Raw genomic sequence first — 14,576 nt, forward strand, 5'->3', positions numbered from 1 at the left:
TGATCACGGTCGGCCCCGGTCCGGTGCCGAGGCGGCCGAGGCGGGCAGGCTGGCGGTGAGGCGCCAGCCGCCGGGGACCTTCCCCACGTCGATGGCGCCTCCGACCAGCGCGACCCGTTCGCGCATGCCGAGCAACCCGTAGCCGGCGCCCTCGTACTGCGGCAGGCCCGCACCGTCCGGCCCGTTCAGCTCGTCCGATCCGTCCGGCCCGCGTCGTCGCGGCAGGTCGTTCTCCAGGTCCAGCTGCAAGGTCCCCTCCTCCATCCCCACCCGGAGCCGTACGGCGGCGTACGGCCCGGCGTGCTTGGTCACGTTCGCCAGCCCCTCCTGGACCAGCCGCAGCACGGTCAGGCTCCGGATCGCGTCCAGCTCCGAGATCCGCGGGCCGATCTCGGCCTCGATCCTCAGCCCGGCCTGCCGGGACCGCTCCACCACCCCCTGCACCGCGGCCGGCAGGCCGGCGGTCTCCGCGAGCAGCGGTGCCAGGTGCTGGGGCGGCAGGTCCTGGTCGGCGGGTTCCCGCAGTGCGGTGAGCAGCCGTCGCAGGTCGGTGAGCGCGGTGGTGGCGCTGGCGTGCACGTCGTCCAGTACCTCGGCGAGCCGCTGGTCGGTCCGTGGCAGGACGTGCCGCGCCACGCCCACCCGGAGCACCGTGGACGCCAGATGGTGCGCCACCATGTCGTGCAACTCCCGGGCGATCGCCGCCCGTTCGCCCATCCGGGCGCCCCACTCGGCGAGGTCCCGGCTGTGCTCGGCCTCGCGGGCGCGCTCCTGGGCGGTGCGGGCCGCCGACTCGGCCGAGCGGATGTAGCCGGCCAGCAGGACCGGGACGCTGACGATCACCGCCGCCCGGTAGAGGGCGGAGCCGATGCCGCCGGCGGTATGACCGGCGGAGACCAGCTGGGCGGCCAGCAGTGCCGCCGCTGCCACCGTCGTCGGTCGGCCCCACCGGCGCACCGCCAGTTCGAACAGCGCGGCGCTGGCGCCGACCTTGACCTCGACCAGCACGGTCGGCGCGTACAGCTCGGCCAGCGCCAGCATCCCGGCCTGGCCGAGTGCCACGGGCAGCAGCCGGAAGCCGCCGACCGAGGCCAGCACCAGTACGGCCAGGCCGATCGACCAGTCCGCCGCCCCCAGCTCGGCCGGCCTCCGCAGGAGCAGCAGATAGCCCAGGCCGAAGGCCACCAGTGCCAGCCGCATCGGCCCGAACCGGCGGTTGAGGAGACGTCTGATCCATTCCCGTGCCACAGACGGGACTGTACGGCGAGGGGCGCCTTTCATGATCCTCCCCGAGGGGGAGGGCGGCCTCCTCCTTCCGGCCACCCGGTCCGGCTCTTCGGGCCGTCGATCCGGCCCCTCCGGCCGCCTGTTCCGACCGGTCGCCCGAAGCCCACGCTCCTGCCCCGCCGGAAGGCTGGGTACATGACCAAGGCTCAAACTCCCGGCGCCCCCTCGAACGCGGCGCCGCCCCCGCCGCCGGCCCACGGCGGCCCGGCGCGCGCCCTCACCGCCCTCACCGCCCTCTCCTCCCCACTCCCCGAAGGAGCGCTCAAGTGATCGCGTCGATCGGGAGGTTCGCCGCCGCGAACCGGCGGTGGGTGCTGATCGCCGCGGCCCTGTTCACCCTGCTGGCCGGCGCCTGGGGCACCGGCGTGTTCGGTGCCATCACGGGCGGGGCCGGGTTCGACGACCCGGCCAGCCAGTCCGCCCGGGCCGACAAGGTGCTCGCCGGACCTCTCGGCCGGCAGGCCGACGATGTCGTGGTGATGTACCGCAGCGCCGACCGACCGGTCACCGACCCGTCCCTCGCCGGACCGATCCGGGCCGCGGTGGCGGCGGTGCCCCGAACCGATCTGGCCCGGGTGGACACCTACTGGTCCACCGGCGGCAACCCGGACTTCCTCAGCAAGGACGGCCGAGCCACCTATGTGGCGCTGCAGTTCAAGTCCTCGGACGACCAGGAGCGGGTCAAGGCGCTGAAGGCCGTCGAAGGCAGCTTCGAGGTCCCGGGGACGGAGGTCCGGTTCGGCGGCGTCACCGCGATGACGGCGCAGGTCAACGGACTGACGGGGAAGGACATCGGACGGGCCGAGATGCTCTCGGTGCCGTTGCTGCTGGTGCTGCTCGTGCTCGTCTTCCGCAGTGCCGTCGCCGCCTCCCTCCCACTGGCCGTCGGCGCGGTGGTGGCGCTCGGGTCCTTCGCGGTCCTGCGCGTGCTCACCCTCTTCGTCGCCGTCTCCAGCAGCGTGATCAACGTGATCACCATCCTCGGGCTCGGGCTCGCCATCGACTACGCGCTGATCATGGTCAACCGGTTCCGTGAGGAGCTCGCCGCCGGAGCGTCGGTGGACGCCGCCGTCGAGCGCACCAGCGCCACCGCGGGCCGCACGGTGGCCTTCTCCGGTCTCGCGGTCGCCATCTCCTTCGCCGGTCTGACGCTCTTCCCGTCCCGCTTCCTGAGCTCGATGGGCTATGCGGCCGTCTCCGTGGTCGCGTTCGCGGTGATCGGCTCGCTGACCCTGCTCCCCGCGCTGCTCCGGGGCACCGGCCACCGGATCGACTCCTGGCGGGTGCCGATGCCGTGGGACGGACGGGGCACGGCGCCCCGGCCGGAGAGCCGGGGCCGGTGGTACCGCACGGCGAAGGCCGTGATGCGCCGTCCGCTGCTGACCACGCTCGCGGTGGTCGCCCTGCTGGTCGGCCTGGGGGCGCCGATCCTGGGCGCCAACTGGGCGCGCCCCGGCGACTGGGTGCTGCCCGCCGGTGCGGACGCCCGGGTCGTCACCCGGGAGTTCGCCACGGACTTCCGGCAGGACCCGACCAGGACCGTCACCGCCGTCGTCACGCTCCCCGGCGCCGCGAGCGCCGAGACCGGACCGCTCGGCGAGTACGCCGCCCGGTTGAACTCGGTGCCCGGTGTACGGGGCGCCGCGGTGACCAACACCCACGAGAACCTGGCCCGGATCACCGCGTACTACTCGATGGACCCGATGTCGGTGGAAGCCCGCGCCATGGTGGACGGCCTGCGGGCCCAGGCGCCGCCGGCGGCCGCCACCACCCGGTTCACCGGAATGCCCGCCTCCCGGGTGGACATCGTCGACATGATCGCTTCCCGGGCGCCGTGGATGGCCCTGTTCGTCGCGGTGGTCTCCGCCCTGGTGCTCTTCCTGGCCTTCGGCTCGGTGGCCATTGCGCTCAAGTCGGTGCTGCTGAACCTGCTGTCGCTCTCGGCGGCGTTCGGCGCGATCAAGCTGATCTTCCAGGACGGCTGTCTGCACGAACTGTTCGGCTTCACCCCGATCGGCGCGATCGACGCCGACTTCCCGGTACTGATCGTGGCGATCGCCTTCGGACTGGCGATGGACTACGAGGTCTTCCTGCTCTCCCGGATCAAGGAGGCCTACGACCGCACCGGCGATCCGGGCGAGTCCGTCGCGCTCGGCCTGCAACGGACCGGAAGGATCATCACAAGTGCCGCTCTCCTGATGGTGGTTGTCGTCTGCGGATTCCTGGTCTCGTCCATCGCCTTCATGCAGATGATCGGCGTCGGCCTGGTGATCGCCGTCGTGGTGGACGCGACCCTGGTCCGGGCCGTGCTCGTGCCGTCGACGATGAAACTGCTGGGACACCGGGCCTGGTGGGCGCCGACTCCACTGCGGCGGCTCCGGCGGCGCCTGGGCCTCCCGGACGGCGAGCGGCGGGAGCGGGGCCCGGCACCGGGGATCCGGGCGGAGCGCGACGCGGGCGGCGAGCTCCTGCTCCTCGCCCGCCGCACGGGGGACGTTCGCGATTCGTAAGGACCGGCGGCCCGGATCCGGCACGGTCCGTTCCTACAGTGGCCCGGAGGCTGTTCCCGAGGAGAGAGGCGGACCGCGATGACGGTCGACCAGGACGTCCTGCCCACCGCCGAGGTGGGCGTGATCGGCGGATCCGGGCTCTACGAGCTGCTGGACGACGTGACCGAGGTGCGGGTGGACACCCCCTACGGTGAGCCGAGCGACGCGCTGTTCGTGGGCGAGGTGGCCGGCCGCCGGGTCGCGTTCCTGCCGCGGCACGGACGGGGCCACCGGCTCCCCCCGCACCGGATCAACTACCGGGCGAACCTGTGGGCGCTGCACACCCTGGGCGTGCGCCAGGTGCTGGCGCCCTGCGCGGTCGGCGGGCTGCGGCCGGAGTACGGGCCGGGCACCCTGCTGGTGCCCGACCAGTTCGTCGACCGGACCTCGGGGCGCCCGCAGACCTACTACGACGGCCTGCCGCTGCCGGACGGCACGGTGCCGCAGGTGGTGCACGTGTCGACGGCGGACCCGTACTGCCCGGCCGGGCGGCGGGCGGCGACGGAGGCCGCCCGGGAGGCGGCCTGGGAGCCGGTCGACGGCGGCACCCTGGTGGTGATCGAGGGCCCGCGCTTCTCCACCCGCGCGGAGTCCCGCTGGTTCACCGCCAACGGCTGGTCGGTGGTCGGCATGACCGGGCACCCGGAGGCTGTCCTCGCCCGTGAACTCGGGCTCTGCTACACCTCGGTGGCCCTGGTCACCGACCTCGACGCGGGCGTGGAGAGCGGTGCGGGCGTCACCCACGGCGAGGTGCTGCAGGAGTTCGCCCGCAACGTCGACCGGCTGCGCACCGTGCTGTTCAAGGCGGTGGAGCGCCTCCCGGTGGTGCGCGACTGCCCGTGCCCGCACGCCCTGGACGGCCTCACGACCGGTCTCCCCGGGGTGCCCGGCGCCTGACGGCCCGATCGCGGAACCCGACGGCCCGGGCCCGGCGCCCGACGGCAGGATCCCGGCGCCGCCACCGCCCGACCAGCGCGACCAGCAGCGCGAGTCCGGCGGTGGCGGCCAGCACCAGCAGCCAGTTGCGCAGGTACGGCAGCGGCAGCACGGACGGGTTGCCGCCGTCGTCCCCGGCGCGCAGCACGGCCGGCAGGCCGACGGCGGTGACGGCCGCCGCGACCACCAGCCAGCCGCGCAGTACCGGCCCGCGCACCAGGAACGCGCCCAGCAGGCACAGCAGCGGCACCCACAGGCCGTCGTGGAGCACCAGCCCCCCGAACCCCCAGACCAGGACGTCCACCGGGTCGGTGATGTACGGGTCGCCGAGCAGCCCGTACAGGCCGTAGCCGATCAGGCCGAGGCCGGCCGCCAGCAGCAGACCGCGGAGCGCGGTGCTCATGCGACCACCTCGATCCGGGCGACCCACTTGGTCTGCAGGACACCGGGCCGGTTCGGGGCGACGATCCGCGCCGGGAACCCGTGGTCCGCCGTCAGCACCTCGCCGTTGACCCGCAGGGCCAGCAGACTGAGCGGATCGTCCGCGTACTGCGCGGGCATCTCCATCACCCGGTAGGGCCCCTCGGCCTCCAGGGAGGTGACCCGGGCGTCGGATCCGGTCGGGGCCCCGGCCCGCGCCAGCAGGTCGGAGACCCGCACCCCGCCCCACTGGGCGGTGGCGCTCCAGCCCTCCACGCACGCGATGGGCAACTCCACCTCGTACTGGGGGAGTTCGCCGAGCTCGGCGAGGGTGAGTTCGTACGGCCTGGGCCCGTCGACGACGAGGCGCCAGCCGGCCGGCACCGTGAGCGTGCCGGCCTGGGCGGCGGTGCGGTTCACCGGCAGGCCCTGGGCGCCGAGGTCGGGGCGCCGCGGTGCCAGCAGGTCCAGGGCGCGCAGCCAGGGCACGGTCTGTCCGGCCGTGACCAGGGTGACCGCGCCGGTGGCGGCGAACACCGAGGTGAGGAACGCCCGGCGCCCGGCCGGCACGGGCGCCGCCCGGCGCCACCAGTTCGCCGCGATCAGCGGCGCCTTGACCGCCAGGTGGACCAGCAGCCCGCCGGTGGCCAGCCAGCCCAGCCAGAAGTGGGTCTGCCGGAACGGGAACGGCCACGGGTACCACTGCAGGGTGTTCAGCAGACCGGTGAACAGCTCCAGCAGGACGGCCGCGACCAGGACGGCGATGCCGAGCCGCTCCAGGGCGTGCAGCACACTGCGCGCCGGGGGCCACTCGAACAGCCGGGGGTAGACCGCCCACAGCTTCGCGCCGACCAGCGGGATCGCGGCCAGACCGGCGATCACGTGCAGGCCCTGGGTGACGCGGTAGCCGTTCACCGGGCGCGCGGGCAGGTGGGGGGCGAGCCAGGCGGGCGGGTCCTGGAGCAGATGGCTGACGAGGCCGGTCAGGAAGCACAGCAGCAGGGCCGCGCCCAGCCACCGTCCCACCACGACCACCGTCCGCGGCTCGTGCAGCGGCGAGGTGAACGCGTTCGCGCGGAACGGCCCGCGCCGGAGGAACGACGGGGGAGCGGGCAGCGGCGGGTCGTAGCGGCGGCGGGCGGCCGGAGTGCCGGAGTCGGCGGGTTCGGATTCCACGTGTCCATCGAAGCGCCCGGACGGGCCCGACCGGTGCTCCGACGTGCTTACGGAATCCGAACGGCGGCCCCGCCGCCCGGCCCGCCGGCCCCCGGCGGTGGGAGGGTGGCCGACGTGATCCCCCGTACCTCGCTGCGCTGCCTCCTCGCCCTTGCCGCCCTGGTCACCGCCCTGGCGCTGACCGTCGCCCAGGCCGGCGCCCTCCCGCGCCACGGCTGGTACCTCCTCGACGTCGCGCTCTTCGCCCTCGCGGTACTGCTGCTGCGCAGGGTGCCCGGCCGGCAGGTGGTGCCACTGGTCCTGGCGGGCAGCGTCGCGGTGGCCGCCGTCGGACTCCTGGCCCCGCCGCGGACCAGCGACGACGCCTACCGCTACGTCTGGGACGGGCGGGTCCAGGCCGCCGGGATCTCGCCCTACGCGCACACCCCGGACGACCCGGCGCTGGCCCGGCTGCGCGATCCCGGGCTGTTCCCGGAGGGCGCCGGCTGCACCGGCTGGGACGAGCGGCGGACCGCGGCCGGGGACTGCACCCGCATCAACCGGCCGGCCGTGCACACCGTCTACCCGCCCGTCGCACAGGCCTGGTTCCTCGCCGTGCACCCCTTCGGGGGCGGGGTGCGCGGGGTCCAGGCCGCCGGGGCACTGCTGGCGGTGGCGACCACCGGGCTCCTGCTGGGAACGGGGCGGGCGCCGTGGCGCGCCGCGCTGTGGGGGTGGTTCCCCGGCGTGACCGTGTGGGCGGTCAACGACGCGCACGTGGACACGCTCGGCGCGCTGCTCACCGTCGCCGGGCTCGGCTGCGCGGCCCGGGGCCGAGCCGTTCGCGGGGGACTCCTCCTTGGTGGCGCGACCGCCACCAAACTGCTGCCCGCGCTCGCCCTCCCCGGGGCGCTGTCCGGCCTGCTGGCCCGCCGCCCGACCCGCCGCGACGTCCTGCTCCTCGGCTCCGCGCTGGGCGCGTTCGCCCTCTCCTACCTGCCGTACGTCGCCGCCTCCGGCACCTCCGTCCTGGGCTACCTGCCGGGCTACCTGCGCGAGGAGGGCTACGAGCAGGGGCACATCGACCGGTTCGGGCTGCTGCGCCTGGTCCTGTCGGACCGCCTCGCACCGTGGGCGGCGGGGCTGGTGCTGGCGATCGTGGTGGTCCGGGTGCTCCTTCGGGGCGACCGGGAGCGGCCCTGGGAGGGCGCGCTGCTCGTGACGGGCACCGCGCTGCTGCTGGTCGCGCCCGGTTACCCGTGGTACGGGCTGCTGGTGGTCGCACTGGTCGCCCTCGACGGCCGCTGGGAGTGGCTGGCCGTCCCGGCCGCCGGGCAGGCGCTCTACCTGACCGGAGGGCAGAGCGCGCAGCAGCTCTCCTACGGGACCGCGCTGTGCGTCGTCCTCCTGGTCCCGCTGCTGCGGCAGTACGTCGAGGGGCGGGCAGCCGTGGCGGAGGGAAGCCGTGGCGGCGGGCGGCCGGAAATGACGAAAGTCTGACGGGTGGGGGCGGACTCTGGCCCCTCGGCCCGCCGGCTGGTCGGATCGGCAGTGTGAGCGAACAGAACGAAGAGGGCCGGGGCACTCCGGTCGGCCGCCGCGTGGTGCTCGGCCTGCTCGGGCTCGGCGCGGCGGGAGTCGCGGCCGGCCCGTACCTCCTGCGCGCCCAGGAGGCGGTGGCCGGCCGGGACCCGACGGGCCTCACCGGCCTGCTGCCGGGAGGAGGCGGCTTCCGGTACTACTCGGTGGTCGCCTCGGTGCCGACCCGCGACGCGGACACGTACACCCTGACCGTGGACGGGCTGGTGGAACGGCCCGGCCGCTACCGACTGGCCGACCTGCGGGCGATGCCGCAGCGCCGGATCGTGCGGGACGTGCAGTGCGTGACCGGCTGGCGGGTGCCGGACACCCCCTTCGAGGGTGTGCCGCTGGCCCACCTGCTCGACGCCGCCGGCGTCACGGCGGGCGCCCGGGCGGTGCGGTTCAGCTGCTTCGACGGCGAGTACACCGAGAGCCTCACCCTGGAGCAGGCCCGGCGGGACGACGTCCTGGTCGCGCTCAAGCTCCGGGACGCCCCGATCTCCCACGCCCACGGCGGCCCGGTGCGGCTGTACGTGGCCCCGATGTACTTCTACAAGTCGGCCAAGTGGCTCTCCGGGATCACCGTCACCGACACGGTGCGGCCGGGCTACTGGGAGGAACTCGGCTACGACACCGACGCCTGGGTCGGCCGCTCGAACGGACGTGACGATGCGCCGACCGCCTGACCTGCTGCTCCGTTTCACCCGGGCCGAGCGCCTGGTGCACCGCGCCACCGCCGCGCTGATGCTGACCTGCCTGGCCACCGCCGGCTGCCTCTACCTGCCGCCACTGGCCGAACTGGTCGGCCGCCGGAGGCTGGTGGTCACCGTGCACGTGTGGTGCGGCCTCGCGCTGCCGGTGCCGCTGCTGCTCGGACTGGCCTTCCGCGCGGTGCGTGCGGACGTGTCCGGGCTGAGCCGGTTCGTTCCCGCGGACCGGGCGTGGCTGCGGGCCGTACGGGCGCGTGCGTCGCGCCGTCCGGCGGGGAAGTTCAACGCCGGGCAGAAGCTGTACGCCCAGTGGACGCTCGGGTCGATGCTGGTGATCGTCGGGACGGGGCTGGTGATGTGGCTCGTCCGTCTGACGCCGCCGGCCTGGCGGACCGGCGCGACCTTCGTCCACGACTGGTTCGCGGCGGCGATCGCCGTGGTGATCGCCGGGCACGTGCGGATGGCGGTCCGCGATCCCGAGGCCCGGCGCGGGATGCGGACCGGGCTGGTGGACCGGCGCTGGGCCGAGCGCGAGCACCCGCAGTGGGTGCCCGCGCCGGCCCCGGACCAGGAGCAGCCGACCCAGGAGCAGCCGGTCCGGGAGCAGCCGGTCCGGGGCGGCGGCGCGCCCCGCCCGTGAGGCGCCGGCCGAGGGGTGTACCCCGGTAGGTCGGACGGCCTCAGCGGGCGGGTGCGCCGCCGCACCTGCGCAGGGCGAGGAAGCGCCGGCCGTGGGAGGTCCACCGCTCCGCCTCGACCAGCCCGGCGCCGCGGGCCCGCCGGACGGCGGCCCCGGCGCCGAGGCGCGCCCAGGCGAACGGCGGCCCGAGCCGGCCGTCCGGGCCCTCGACCCGGACGGTGACGCGCTCGTCGACCTCCTGCGGTTCCACCTCCACCAGCAGCAGCCCGTCCGGCGCGATCAGTTCGGCGGCCCGCCGCAGCAGGGCCTGCGGGTTCCCGCCGATGCCGAGGTTGCCGTCCGCCAGCAGGGCCGCGCCCCAGCGGCCCTCGGCCGGCAGCCGGTCGAACACCGACCGGCAGAGCGCCGCCCCGCCGAGGCCCGTGGTGCGGCTGACGGCCGCCGGGGTGACGTCGACACCGAGGGCCGGGACCCCGAGGGCGAGCAGCGCGGCGACCAGCCGGCCGGGCCCGCAGCCGAGGTCCACGACCGGCGCGGTCAGGTCGAGGCAGCGCAGCAGCAGGCTGTGGTCGCCGCCGGCGGCGGGCGCGCACCAGCGCTCGATGTCCAGCGGGATCCGGTGGCCGTCGTCGCCCCGCAGCCACAGCGGACCGCGTCCGGTGCGGACGGCGTCGGCGAACGGGTCGTCGATCCAGGCCGTCGCGGTGCCGCTCAACCCGCCACCTCGGGGGCGGTGCGGAACGAGTGCAGGCGGGCGGCGAACCGGCTGCGCGGTGCCTGGGCGGCGACCAGCCGGGCGTCCTCGACGGTGTCGACGTCGGTGGCCTCGGGCAGCAGGCGGACCGCCAGGCCGGCCACCGCGAGCCGGTCGAGGAGCATCCGCCCGGTGTCCGGGGTCGACATCGGCACCCCCAGGAGGAGCCGGCGGGCGAGGTCCTCGGTCGGCCGGGCCAGGCCGAGGGCCCAGAAGCCGCCGTCGGACGCGGGCCCGTACCAGGCGTCGGCCCCGGCCCGGCGCACCGGTGAGAGCGGCTCGGCCAGGGTGGCCGCGTCCACCTGCGGGGTGTCCATGCCGACCAGCAGCGCGGGCGCGTGCGGGGCGAGCCGGGCCGCGTGGCCGAAGGCCGCCGCCAGCCGGGCGTCCAGGCCGCCGCCGCTCTGCGGGACCACCTGCCACCCCGGTGGCAGCCAGCGGCCCGGCTCGCCGTCCAGGACCAGCAGGCGTCGCCCGGCCGGTACGGTCGCCAGGGTGTGCAAGGTGTCCACCAGCGCGGCCTCGGCCAGCGCCGCCGCCTGCTCGGGCGTGCAGGCCGGGGTGAGCCGGGTCTTCACCCGCCCGGGCGCGGGAGCCTTGGCGATGACCAGCAGGGTGGGCGGCGGTGCGGCCAGGACGGCCCGCATGTCGCGGATCGCCTGCCGGGTGCCGCGCAGTGTGCCGGTGACCTTCGACCGGCCGGCGCGCGGCAGGTAGTCGACGGAGGTCTCGGCGATCCGCATGCCGGCGGCCGAGGCGGCGAGCACCATCTCCAGCGGATAGCCGGAGCGGCGGTCGCCCAGCCCGAGCGCGAGCAGGCGCTCGCGCCGCGCGGCCCGCATCGGCCCCAGGTCGTGCAGCGGGGCGCCGGTGCGGGCCCGCAGACGGTGGGCCAGCACGGTGTTGGCGAGCCGGGCGTGCAGGGGCCAGGCGTTCACGGTCGCAGGCCGGCGGCGGCCGAGCACGAGGTCGGCGCTGCCGTCGGCCACCGGAGCGGTCACCCGGGGCAGTTGGGCGGGATCGAGGGAGCCGTCGCAGTCCATGAAGCAGACCAACTCGGCGGTGGCGGCGAGGAGTCCGGCGTGGCAGGCGGCGCCGAATCCGCGCCGGGACTCCTCGACCACGGTCGCCCCGAGCGATCGGGCCAGCTCGGCCGAGCCGTCGCGCGAACCGTTGTCCACGACGATCGCCCGCCAGCCCGGCGGGATCCGCCCGAGCACCCAGGACAGGGCCGCCGCCTCGTCGAGGCAGGGCAGCACGACGTCGACACCGGAGGAAGGAAGAAGAGGGGTAACGGAGGTCACGCCGGTCACGCTAGGGGCCGTTCGGCCCCGCGCGGCGGCGCCGCAGCCTTACGGAAGTCGAACGTCGCGCCGACGGCCCACCGGGGCGCCGTCGCGGCAGCTCCCCGGATCTTACGGAGGTCGAACGGAAGCCGGCCGCGGCGTCCGCACCGGTGCGGGGGCACCTATCCTCGGCGGGGTGAACGAGCCCTCCGCCACCACCGGACCCCCGGCCGCCGGCCGCGTCCTGGTGATCGACGACGACCCGACTGTGGCCGAGGTCGTCGCCGGTTACCTCGCCCGAGCCGGCCACCAGGTCGACCACGCCGCCGACGGCCCGCAGGGGCTCGCCCTCGCCCGCGCCCACCGCCCCGACCTGGTGGTCCTGGACCTGATGCTCCCGGGCATCGACGGCCTGGAGGTGCTGCGGCGCCTGCGCGACCAGGACACCGGTGCGCAGCTGCCGGTCGTCATGCTCACCGCCAGGGGCGACGAGGCCGACCGCATCCTCGGCCTGGAACTGGGCGCCGACGACTACGTCACCAAGCCGTTCAGCCCGCGCGAGCTCGTCCTGCGGGTCCAGTCGGTGCTGCGGCGCGCGCGGGCGGGGGCGCCGGCACCCGGTACCCCGGCCGGGCCCGTCCGCTCCGGGGACATCACCCTCGACGGACCGGCCCGTCGCGCCCACCGGGCGGGGAACGAACTATCGCTCACCGCACGGGAGTTCGACCTGCTGGCGTTCCTGCTGCGGCACCCCGGGACGGTGTTCTCCCGGCAGGAGCTGATGGCCCGCGTCTGGGGCTGGGACTTCGGCGACCTCTCCACCGTCACCGTCCATGTCCGGCGCCTGCGCGAGAAGATCGAGGACGACCCCGCCGCGCCGCGGCTGATCAGCACGGTGTGGGGCGTCGGCTACCGCTACGACCCGGCGCAGCGCGCCGAGGAGGACCGCTCGTGAAGGACCTGCTGCTGATCGCGCTGTTCGCCGCCCTCGGCGCCGGCGGCGCGGGCCTGCTCGGCTGGCCCGTCGTCCGGCTGCTGCGCCGGCGCTCGATGGCGCTCTCGCTGTTCTGCGTCGCCGTCGTCACCGTGCTCGCCGTCACCTCCGGGACCTTCACCGTCGCGCAGGCCATGTTCCTCTCCGCCCACGACCTCGGCGTCGTGATAACGGTGCTCGCCATGGCCGCCGTCGTGTCCCTGTGCACGGCCGCGCTGCTGGGGCGGCAGGTGGTCGCCGGCAGCCGGGCGCTGACCGAGGCCGCCAGGACCGTCGGCAGCGACACCGGCTTCACCGCGCCCGCCCACCCGCTGGGCCGCGAACTGGCCCAGCTCAGCGGGGAGCTCGCCGCCACCAGCGCCCGGCTCGCCGAGTCCCGGGCCCGCGAACAGGCCCTCGAACAGTCCCGGCGCGAGCTGGTCGCCTGGATCTCGCACGACCTGCGCACCCCGCTCGCCGGACTGCGGGCGATGGCCGAGGCACTGGAGGACGGCGTCGCCGAGGAGCCCGAGCGCTACCTCCGGCGGATCCGCACCGAGGTCGAGCGGCTCACCGGCATGGTGGACGACCTGTTCGAACTCTCCCGGATCCAGGCCGGCAGCCTGTCCCTCTCGCTCTCCCGGGTCTCCGCCTACGACCTGGTCGACGACGCCCTGGCCGGCGCCCACGCGCTGGCGCGCCAGCGGGGCGTCCGGCTGGAGGGCCGGCAGGTGGAGCCGGAACCGGTCGAGGTCGACAGCCGCGAGATCACCCGGGTGCTGGGCAACCTGCTGGTCAACGCGATCCGCTCGACCCCCCAGGACGGGGTGGTCGCGGTGTCCGCGCGGCGGGAGGCCGACGAGGTGGTGCTCTCCGTCACCGACGGCTGCGGCGGCATCCCCGCCCAGGACCTGCCCCGGGTCTTCGAGACCGGCTGGCGCGGCACCGCGGCCCGCACGCCCAGGCCGGCCGAGGCCGGCGGCAGCGGCGCGGGCCTCGGCCTCGCCATCGTCCGCGGCATCGTCGAGGCCCACGCCGGGCGCGCCCGCGTCCACAACGTCGCCGGCGGCTGCTGCTTCGAGATCGCCCTGCCGTCCGCCCGCGGCTGACCTCAGACCCGCAGCGGCGCCGCGGCGAACTCCGCCATGCCCCGGTCGAAGGACACTCGCGGCAGCCAGCCCAGCTCGGTGCGCAGCCGGGCCGAGTCGGCGGTGACATGGCGCACGTCGCCGAGCCGGTACTCGCCCGTCACCACCGGCGCCGGGCCGCCGTGGGCCGCGGCCAGCGCGGCCGCCATCCCGCCGACGGTGCGCACCTCGCCGCTGCCCACGTTGTAAGCCCGGGCGCTGCCCGGCGGCCGGTCGCCCACGGCCGCCAGCGCCGCGAGGTTGGCGGCGGCGACGTCCTCGACGTGGACGAAGTCCCGGCGCTGGCCGCCGTCCTCGAAGACCCGGGGCGCCTCGCCCCGGGCGAGGGCCGACCGGAAGAGCGAGGCCACCCCCGCGTACGGGGTGTCGCGCGGCATCCCCGGGCCGTACACATTGTGGTAGCGCAGCGTCAGCACGGCCCCGCCGCAGGCACGCGCCCAGGCCGCGGCCAGGTGTTCCTGGGCGAGCTTGGTCACCGCGTAGACGTTGCGGGGGTCGGCGGGCGCGCTCTCCGCGACCAGGTCCGGCCGCAGCGGAGCGTCGCAGACCGGGCAGGGCGGCTCGAACCGCCCGGCGTCCAGATCGGCCGGCCGCCTCGGCCCCGGTGCCACCTCGCCGTGCCGCGCACAGCGGTAGCGCCCCTCCCCGTAGACCACCATGGACCCGGCCAGCACCAGCCGCCGGACACCGGTCCGCGCCATCGCGGCCAGCACCACCGCCGTGCCGAGGTCGTTGCAGCCGACGTACTGCGGCGCGTCGTCCAGGTCCAGCCCCAGCCCGACCATCGCCGCCTGGTGACAGACCGCGTCCACCCCGGCCAGCGCCCCCTCGACGGCGGCCGCGTCCCGGACGTCCCCGCGCCGGAAGTCGACACCCGGGGGCAGCACGGGCGCCCTCCCGGCCGGATGGACGGCCGGCAGCAGGGCGTCCAGCACCCGCACCTCGTGCCCGGCCGCGACCAGGGCTCGTACCACGGACACGCCGATGAAACCGGCACCGCCGGTGACCAGGATTCTCATGCCGCCGACGCTAGCGGCCGCCCGGACCCGCGGCGCCCCGACACGGGGCGGCGTCAGGGAACGGTAAGACGCGGGCGGGTGCCACGACGGTCGGGCGGAACGCCTGGCGCAGGTGTTG

The 14,576-nt window shown here is 75.7% G+C and carries 14 protein-coding genes and 1 pseudogene; 8 read left to right on the forward strand and 7 right to left on the reverse strand.

From position 1 onward, the window contains the following. Nucleotides 1–3 precede the first annotated feature (3 nt). Nucleotides 4–1,248: a sensor histidine kinase gene (locus IF01_RS0132430; protein ID WP_030397173.1), complete on the reverse strand. Its 1,245-nt coding sequence runs from the start codon at nt 1,246–1,248 to the stop codon at nt 4–6. 174 nt (nt 1,249–1,422) lie between these two features. On the opposite strand from IF01_RS0132430, the gene IF01_RS51195 reads away from it, so the two are divergent. The 3 genes from IF01_RS51195 to IF01_RS0132440 all read left to right on the forward strand — a co-directional run bounded on the left by IF01_RS51195 (nt 1,423) and on the right by IF01_RS0132440 (nt 4,733). After that, complete coding sequence (locus IF01_RS51195; protein WP_279617283.1) at nt 1,423–1,557, forward strand: hypothetical protein; 135 nt, start codon at nt 1,423–1,425, stop codon at nt 1,555–1,557. Next, on the forward strand, nt 1,554–3,797 hold the full coding sequence (locus IF01_RS0132435) for an MMPL family transporter (protein ID WP_063764349.1): 2,244 nt from the start codon (nt 1,554–1,556) through the stop codon (nt 3,795–3,797). The genes IF01_RS51195 and IF01_RS0132435 overlap by 4 nt, the downstream gene beginning before the upstream one ends. A gap of 78 nt (nt 3,798–3,875) precedes the next feature. Next, entirely contained in the window at nt 3,876–4,733 is an 858-nt protein-coding gene (locus IF01_RS0132440; protein WP_030397175.1) for an S-methyl-5'-thioadenosine phosphorylase, read from the forward strand. On the opposite strand, the gene IF01_RS0132445 is transcribed toward IF01_RS0132440, so the two are convergent. Together IF01_RS0132445 and IF01_RS0132450 are read right to left on the reverse strand one after the other, a co-directional pair. Then, a complete protein-coding gene (locus IF01_RS0132445; protein WP_063764350.1) occupies nt 4,699–5,175 on the reverse strand; it encodes a hypothetical protein in 477 nt (158 codons plus the stop codon). The two genes, IF01_RS0132440 and IF01_RS0132445, sit on opposite strands and share 35 nt — an antisense overlap. After that, complete coding sequence (locus IF01_RS0132450; RefSeq protein WP_078880523.1) at nt 5,172–6,308, reverse strand: molybdopterin-dependent oxidoreductase; 1,137 nt, start codon at nt 6,306–6,308, stop codon at nt 5,172–5,174. The genes IF01_RS0132445 and IF01_RS0132450 overlap by 4 nt, the downstream gene beginning before the upstream one ends. Nucleotides 6,309–6,482: 174 nt before the next feature. Between IF01_RS0132450 and IF01_RS47825 the strand changes: the two genes are divergently transcribed. From IF01_RS47825 to IF01_RS0132465, 3 genes are read left to right on the forward strand one after another with little or no spacing between them, the layout of a single operon-like run. Continuing rightward, entirely contained in the window at nt 6,483–7,847 is a 1,365-nt protein-coding gene (locus IF01_RS47825; RefSeq protein WP_106981254.1) for a glycosyltransferase 87 family protein, read from the forward strand. A 53-nt stretch (nt 7,848–7,900) separates the two neighbouring features. After that, nucleotides 7,901–8,614, forward strand: coding sequence for a molybdopterin-dependent oxidoreductase (locus IF01_RS0132460; protein ID WP_167349787.1), 714 nt, complete (start codon nt 7,901–7,903; stop codon nt 8,612–8,614). Beyond that, nucleotides 8,598–9,278, forward strand: coding sequence for a cytochrome b/b6 domain-containing protein (locus IF01_RS0132465; RefSeq protein WP_063764352.1), 681 nt, complete (start codon nt 8,598–8,600; stop codon nt 9,276–9,278). The genes IF01_RS0132460 and IF01_RS0132465 overlap by 17 nt, the downstream gene beginning before the upstream one ends. Nucleotides 9,279–9,318: 40 nt before the next feature. On the opposite strand, the gene IF01_RS0132470 is transcribed toward IF01_RS0132465, so the two are convergent. From IF01_RS0132470 to IF01_RS49410, 3 genes and pseudogenes are all read right to left on the reverse strand, one after another. Further along, nucleotides 9,319–9,993 (reverse strand): class I SAM-dependent methyltransferase, encoded by a 675-nt coding sequence (locus IF01_RS0132470; RefSeq protein ID WP_037782003.1) that lies wholly within the window; start codon nt 9,991–9,993, stop codon nt 9,319–9,321. Further along, on the reverse strand, nt 9,990–10,610 hold the full coding sequence (locus IF01_RS49405) for a TIGR04282 family arsenosugar biosynthesis glycosyltransferase (RefSeq protein ID WP_375341013.1): 621 nt from the start codon (nt 10,608–10,610) through the stop codon (nt 9,990–9,992). Before IF01_RS49405 ends, IF01_RS0132470 begins: the two co-directional genes overlap by 4 nt. Nucleotides 10,611–10,616: 6 nt before the next feature. Further along, nucleotides 10,617–11,345 (reverse strand): annotated as a pseudogene (locus tag IF01_RS49410) (glycosyltransferase family 2 protein); the annotation flags it as partial. 169 nt (nt 11,346–11,514) lie between these two features. Between IF01_RS49410 and IF01_RS0132480 the strand changes: the two are divergent. Both IF01_RS0132480 and IF01_RS0132485 read left to right on the forward strand, forming a co-directional pair. Then, on the forward strand, nt 11,515–12,273 hold the full coding sequence (locus tag IF01_RS0132480; protein WP_037782006.1) for a response regulator transcription factor: 759 nt from the start codon (nt 11,515–11,517) through the stop codon (nt 12,271–12,273). After that, the gene (locus IF01_RS0132485; RefSeq protein ID WP_030397184.1) at nt 12,270–13,400 is read left to right on the forward strand and encodes a sensor histidine kinase; all 1,131 of its coding nucleotides are present in this window, start codon (nt 12,270–12,272) and stop codon (nt 13,398–13,400) included. The genes IF01_RS0132480 and IF01_RS0132485 overlap by 4 nt, the downstream gene beginning before the upstream one ends. Before the next feature lie 2 nt (nt 13,401–13,402). Here the strand turns inward: IF01_RS0132485 and IF01_RS0132490 are convergent, their stop codons facing one another. Continuing rightward, nucleotides 13,403–14,458: an NAD-dependent epimerase/dehydratase family protein gene (locus tag IF01_RS0132490; RefSeq protein ID WP_030397185.1), complete on the reverse strand. Its 1,056-nt coding sequence runs from the start codon at nt 14,456–14,458 to the stop codon at nt 13,403–13,405. Nucleotides 14,459–14,576: the final 118 nt, after the last annotated feature.

Origin of the sequence: Kitasatospora purpeofusca (genome assembly GCF_000718025.1) — a bacterium.
In the GTDB taxonomy this organism is placed as follows: domain Bacteria; phylum Actinomycetota; class Actinomycetes; order Streptomycetales; family Streptomycetaceae; genus Kitasatospora; species Kitasatospora purpeofusca.

What these genes read in the sequence shown, in the direction of transcription:
- IF01_RS0132465 (WP_063764352.1), top strand. Translation starts at nt 8,598, where the DNA reads ATGCGCCGACCGCCTGACCTGCTGCTCCGTTTCACCCGGGCCGAGCGC.
- IF01_RS0132440 (WP_030397175.1), top strand. Translation starts at nt 3,876, where the DNA reads ATGACGGTCGACCAGGACGTCCTGCCCACCGCCGAGGTGGGCGTGATC.
- IF01_RS0132490 (WP_030397185.1), bottom strand. Translation starts at nt 14,458, where the DNA reads ATGAGAATCCTGGTCACCGGCGGTGCCGGTTTCATCGGCGTGTCCGTG.
- IF01_RS0132445 (WP_063764350.1), bottom strand. Translation starts at nt 5,175, where the DNA reads ATGAGCACCGCGCTCCGCGGTCTGCTGCTGGCGGCCGGCCTCGGCCTG.
- IF01_RS51195 (WP_279617283.1), top strand. Translation starts at nt 1,423, where the DNA reads ATGACCAAGGCTCAAACTCCCGGCGCCCCCTCGAACGCGGCGCCGCCC.